The organism is Gelidibacter japonicus, from assembly GCF_010725055.1.
GTDB classification, from domain to species: domain Bacteria; phylum Bacteroidota; class Bacteroidia; order Flavobacteriales; family Flavobacteriaceae; genus Gelidibacter; species Gelidibacter japonicus.
In genome coordinates, this window is the sequence record NZ_BJKB01000039.1 from 1 (window position 1) to 5,452 (window position 5,452).

Annotated in this window: 2 tRNA genes and 3 rRNA genes; all 5 read left to right on the forward strand. The window is 50.1% G+C overall.

Annotation, left to right across the window (positions count from 1 at the left end):
• The first annotated feature begins 241 nt into the window (after positions 1 to 241).
• The 5 genes from G6N06_RS19425 to rrf all read left to right on the forward strand — a co-directional run bounded on the left by G6N06_RS19425 (position 242) and on the right by rrf (position 5,441).
• A 16S ribosomal RNA gene (locus tag G6N06_RS19425) occupies positions 242 to 1,764 on the forward strand.
• Positions 1,765 to 1,850: 86 nt separating this feature from the next.
• Positions 1,851 to 1,924: transfer RNA gene (locus tag G6N06_RS19430), tRNA-Ile, on the forward strand.
• Between the two features lie 100 nt (positions 1,925 to 2,024).
• A tRNA-Ala gene (locus tag G6N06_RS19435) sits at positions 2,025 to 2,098 on the forward strand.
• A gap of 227 nt (positions 2,099 to 2,325) precedes the next feature.
• A 23S ribosomal RNA gene (locus tag G6N06_RS19440) occupies positions 2,326 to 5,204 on the forward strand.
• A 128-nt stretch (positions 5,205 to 5,332) separates the two neighbouring features.
• A 5S ribosomal RNA gene (rrf, locus tag G6N06_RS19445) occupies positions 5,333 to 5,441 on the forward strand.
• Together the 16S, 23S and 5S rRNA genes with 2 tRNA genes alongside form the textbook arrangement of a ribosomal RNA operon.
• Positions 5,442 to 5,452: the final 11 nt, after the last annotated feature.

Genomic DNA, 5,452 nt, shown 5'->3' on the forward strand with positions numbered 1-5,452 from the left:
AAAAAACTTTCAAAAACATTGTGTGGATCTAAAAAAGGGTTGTATATTTGCACCCGCTTAGCGATTGGGTTCGCCGAGGAAAAAGAGAAACAAGTTCATTAACATATTGGATTGACAGCGTAGCGAAGTGCCGGAAACAGCATTTCGCAACAAAAAAGAGAACAGACCATTTTGAGTACCAAGAATTGATTTCCTTTGGTCGTTGAAAAGTACTGAGTGCCATTGGCACTCTAAAAGAACAACGATGAAGAGTTTGATCCTGGCTCAGGATGAACGCTAGCGGCAGGCCTAACACATGCAAGTCGAACGGGATTTATCAGCTTGCTGATAATGAGAGTGGCGCACGGGTGAGTAACGCGTATGCAACCTACCTTTTACAGTGGGATAGCCCAGAGAAATTTGGATTAATACCGCATAGTATGCACGATCGGCATCGGTTGTGTATTAAACATTTATGGGTAAGAGATGGGCATGCGTTCTATTAGTTAGTTGGAGTGGTAACGGCACCCCAAGACAGCGATAGATAGGGGCCCTGAGAGGGGGATCCCCCACACTGGTACTGAGACACGGACCAGACTCCTACGGGAGGCAGCAGTGAGGAATATTGGACAATGGGCGCAAGCCTGATCCAGCCATGCCGCGTGCAGGAAGACGGCCCTATGGGTTGTAAACTGCTTTTATACAGGAAGAAACACCCCCACGTGTGGGGGCTTGACGGTACTGTAGGAATAAGGATCGGCTAACTCCGTGCCAGCAGCCGCGGTAATACGGAGGATCCAAGCGTTATCCGGAATCATTGGGTTTAAAGGGTCCGTAGGTGGACGATTAAGTCAGAGGTGAAATCCTGCAGCTCAACTGTAGAATTGCCTTTGATACTGGTTGTCTTGAATCATTGTGAAGTGGTTAGAATATGTGGTGTAGCGGTGAAATGCATAGATATCACATAGAATACCGATTGCGAAGGCAGATCACTAACAATGCATTGACACTGATGGACGAAAGCGTGGGGAGCGAACGGGATTAGATACCCCGGTAGTCCACGCCGTAAACGATGGATACTAGCTGTCCGTCCGCCTGGCGGATGGGTGGCTAAGCGAAAGTGATAAGTATCCCACCTGGGGAGTACGTTCGCAAGAATGAAACTCAAAGGAATTGACGGGGGCCCGCACAAGCGGTGGAGCATGTGGTTTAATTCGATGATACGCGAGGAACCTTACCAGGGCTTAAATGTGGATTGACAGGACCAGAGACGGTCCCTCCTTCGGGCGATCCACAAGGTGCTGCATGGTTGTCGTCAGCTCGTGCCGTGAGGTGTCAGGTTAAGTCCTATAACGAGCGCAACCCCTGTTGTTAGTTGCCAGCGAGTAATGTCGGGAACTCTAGCAAGACTGCCAGTGCAAACTGTGAGGAAGGTGGGGATGACGTCAAATCATCACGGCCCTTACGTCCTGGGCTACACACGTGCTACAATGGTGGGGACAGAGAGCAGCCACTGGGTGACCAGGAGCGAATCTACAAACCCCATCACAGTTCGGATCGGAGTCTGCAACTCGACTCCGTGAAGCTGGAATCGCTAGTAATCGCAGATCAGCCATGCTGCGGTGAATACGTTCCCGGGCCTTGTACACACCGCCCGTCAAGCCATGGAAGCTGGGAGTACCTGAAGTCCGTCACCGCAAGGAGCGGCCTAGGGTAAAATTGGTAACTAGGGCTAAGTCGTAACAAGGTAGCCGTACCGGAAGGTGCGGCTGGAACACCTCCTTTCTAGAGAAAGACGGCCATGGAAGTAAGAGTATTGGAAAAGGGATGTTTTGTTCTCCCGCTGTTGATTTAATCATATACTATAGTAGAGTCTCATAGCTCAGCTGGTTAGAGCGCTACACTGATAATGTAGAGGTCGGCAGTTCGAGTCTGCCTGAGACTACTAACTACTATGGAAAAGGAAATTCTGGAAGCAGAGGTCCACCAAGAAGTCGGCACAAGCGACTGCAAACTGCAGACTGTGGACTGCCAAAAGATACTTTGGGGGATTAGCTCAGCTGGCTAGAGCGCCTGCCTTGCACGCAGGAGGTCATCGGTTCGACTCCGATATTCTCCACGGAAGTCCCCGCGGAAGCGGGGATCTCGAGGGAACTGACGAATCAAGTAGTCATTTTCTGAGAGATGCCCGGTCAAGCTGGGTATTGCAACGTTCATTGACATATTGAAAAAAGATACATAAAAAAATATTACGGGTATATTCTTCGGAATATATCAAGTAACACGTAGTCGTTCCCGGTTTACGAGCTAGGGGATGGCTGCAAACTCATTAAAAGACAAAAAGTACAATAAGCTACATAAGAGCGTATGGGGGATGCCTAGGCTCTCAGAGGCGATGAAGGACGTGATAAGCTGCGAAAAGCTGCGGGGACTGGCACATACAGATCGATCCGCAGATATCCGAATGGGGCAACCCACCATATTGAAGATATGGTACCCGCCATTGGCGGGGGCAAACCCGGAGAACTGAAACATCTAAGTACCCGGAGGAGAAGAAAACAAAAGTGATTCCGTAAGTAGTGGCGAGCGAACGCGGATTAGCCCAAACCGGCATTGTTACGGCAATGTCGGGGTTGTAGGACCACATCATTCGAAGCAGGATGAACCAGAACCCTTTGGAAAGAGGGGCCATAGACGGTGATAGCCCGGTATGGGTAAGGACTGCATAGATAGTGGTATCCTGAGTAGTGCGGGGCACGTGAAACCCTGTATGAATTTGGCGGGACCATCCGTTAAGGCTAAATACTCCTGAGAGACCGATAGTGAACCAGTACCGTGAGGGAAAGGTGAAAAGAACCCTGAATAAGGGAGTGAAAGAGAACCTGAAACCATACGCTTACAAGCGGTCGGAGTTCGCCTCGGCGAATGACGGCGTGCCTTTTGCATAATGAGCCTACGAGTTACCGTTGCCAGCGAGGTTAAGTGGTTAAGCCACGGATCCGTAGCGAAAGCGAGTCTGAACAGGGCGAGATTCATTCTTCGGGAATGAAAGCGTATTTATACGTTTAGTTGGTAGTGGTAGACGCGAAACCGTGTGATCTACCCATGGGCAGGTTGAAGTTTAGGTAACACTAAATGGAGGACCGAACCGCCAGACGTTGAAAAGTCTTCGGATGACCTGTGGGTAGGGGTGAAAGGCCAATCAAACTCGGAAATAGCTCGTACTCCCCGAAATGCATTTAGGTGCAGCGTTGATTTATAGTTCTGTAGAGGTAGAGCTACTGATTGGATGCGGGGGCTTCACCGCCTACCAATTCCTGACAAACTCCGAATGCTACAGAATGTTTATCAGCAGTGAGGGCTTGGGTGCTAAGGTCCAAGTCCGAGAGGGAAAGAACCCAGACCATCAGCTAAGGTCCCCAAATATATGTTAAGTTGAAATAACGCGGTTGAACTGCACAGACAGCTAGGATGTTGGCTTGGAAGCAGCCATTCATTTAAAGAGTGCGTAACAGCTCACTAGTCGAGCGGTTCGGCATGGATAATAATCGGGCATAAACATATTACCGAAGCTATGGACTTGTAATTTATTATAAGTGGTAGGGGAGCATTGTAGTGTCGTCGAAGGTGTGGTGCGAGCCATGCTGGAGAAGCTACAAAAGAAAATGTAGGCATAAGTAACGATAATGCGGGCGAGAAACCCGCACACCGAAAGACTAAGGTTTCCTCAGCTATGCTAATCAGCTGAGGGTCAGTCGGGGCCTAACGCGAACCCGAAAGGGGTAGTGGATGGACAACGGGTTAATATTCCCGTACCTGCTCACGTTAAAAGTGACGGAGGCGTATATTTGGTGCGTGCTGACGGAATAGCACGTTGAAGCGAGCAGCAATGCCGCGATAGTACACCGAGGCTACGGCCGAGGTGATAATCCAGAGAAGCGACTTCCAAGAAAAGCGAGTGAAGCAGCCCGTACCGCAAACCGACACAGGTAGTTGGGATGAGAATTCTAAGGTGCTCGAGAGATTCATGGCTAAGGAACTAGGCAAAATAGACGCGTAACTTCGGGAGAAGCGTCGCCCCCCTCCGGGGGGGCCGCAGTGAAAGAGTCCAGGCGACTGTTTATCAAAAACACAGGGCTATGCTAAATCGAAAGATGACGTATATGGCCTGACACCTGCCCGGTGCTGGAAGGTTAAGAGGAGGGTTTATGCGCCTCGGCGCAGAAGATCTGAATTGAAGCCCCAGTAAACGGCGGCCGTAACTATAACGGTCCTAAGGTAGCGAAATTCCTTGTCGGGTAAGTTCCGACCTGCACGAATGGTGCAACGATCTGGACACTGTCTCAGCCATGAGCTCGGTGAAATTGTAGTATCGGTGAAGATGCCGATTACCCGCAGTGGGACGAAAAGACCCCGTGCACCTTTACTATAGCTTAGTATTGGTTTTGGATAAGTAATGTGTAGGATAGGTGGGAGACTTCGATCCTGCGTCGCCAGGCGTAGGTTAGTCATTGTTGAAATACCACCCTTTGCTTGTCTAGAGTCTAACCCTTGTACAAAGGGGACAGTGCTTGGTGGGTAGTTTGACTGGGGTGGTCGCCTCCAAAAGAGTAACGGAGGCTTCTAAAGGTTCCCTCAGCACGCTTGGTAACCGTGCGCAGAGTGCAATGGCATAAGGGAGCTTGACTGAGAGACAAACAGGTCGATCAGGTACGAAAGTAGAGCATAGTGATCCGGTGGTTCCGCATGGAAGGGCCATCGCTCAAAGGATAAAAGGTACGCCGGGGATAACAGGCTGATCTCCCCCAAGAGCTCATATCGACGGGGGGGTTTGGCACCTCGATGTCGGCTCGTCACATCCTGGGGCTGGAGAAGGTCCCAAGGGTTGGGCTGTTCGCCCATTAAAGTGGCACGCGAGCTGGGTTCAGAACGTCGTGAGACAGTTCGGTCTCTATCTACTGTGGGCGTTAGAAATTTGAGTGGATCTGACTCTAGTACGAGAGGACCGAGTTGGACGAACCTCTGGTGCACCAGTTGTCACGCCAGTGGCATTGCTGGGTAGCTACGTTCGGAAGGGATAAGCGCTGAAAGCATATAAGCGCGAAACCCACCACAAGATGAGATTTCTTTAAAGGGCCGTGGGAGATTACCACGTCGATAGGCCATAGGTGTAAAGGCAGCAATGTCACAGCCGAGTGGTACTAATAGCCCATAGGCTTATTGTACGCCTGTTTTTTAGTAGAGTACAACAGTTTTTTATGTATGTCCACACCCAGTGTGCTTTTTTCAGTATGTCACGATATTAGTCTTTCTTTCAAAGAAAGAGATCCCGCATCAGGTGCGGGATAGAGCTTAAGGTGGTTATAGCGACGGGGCTCACCTCTTACCATTCCGAACAGAGAAGTTAAGCCCGTTTGCGCCGATGGTACTGCATCCCGTGGGAGAGTAGGTCGCCGCCTTTTTTGGAGAATCC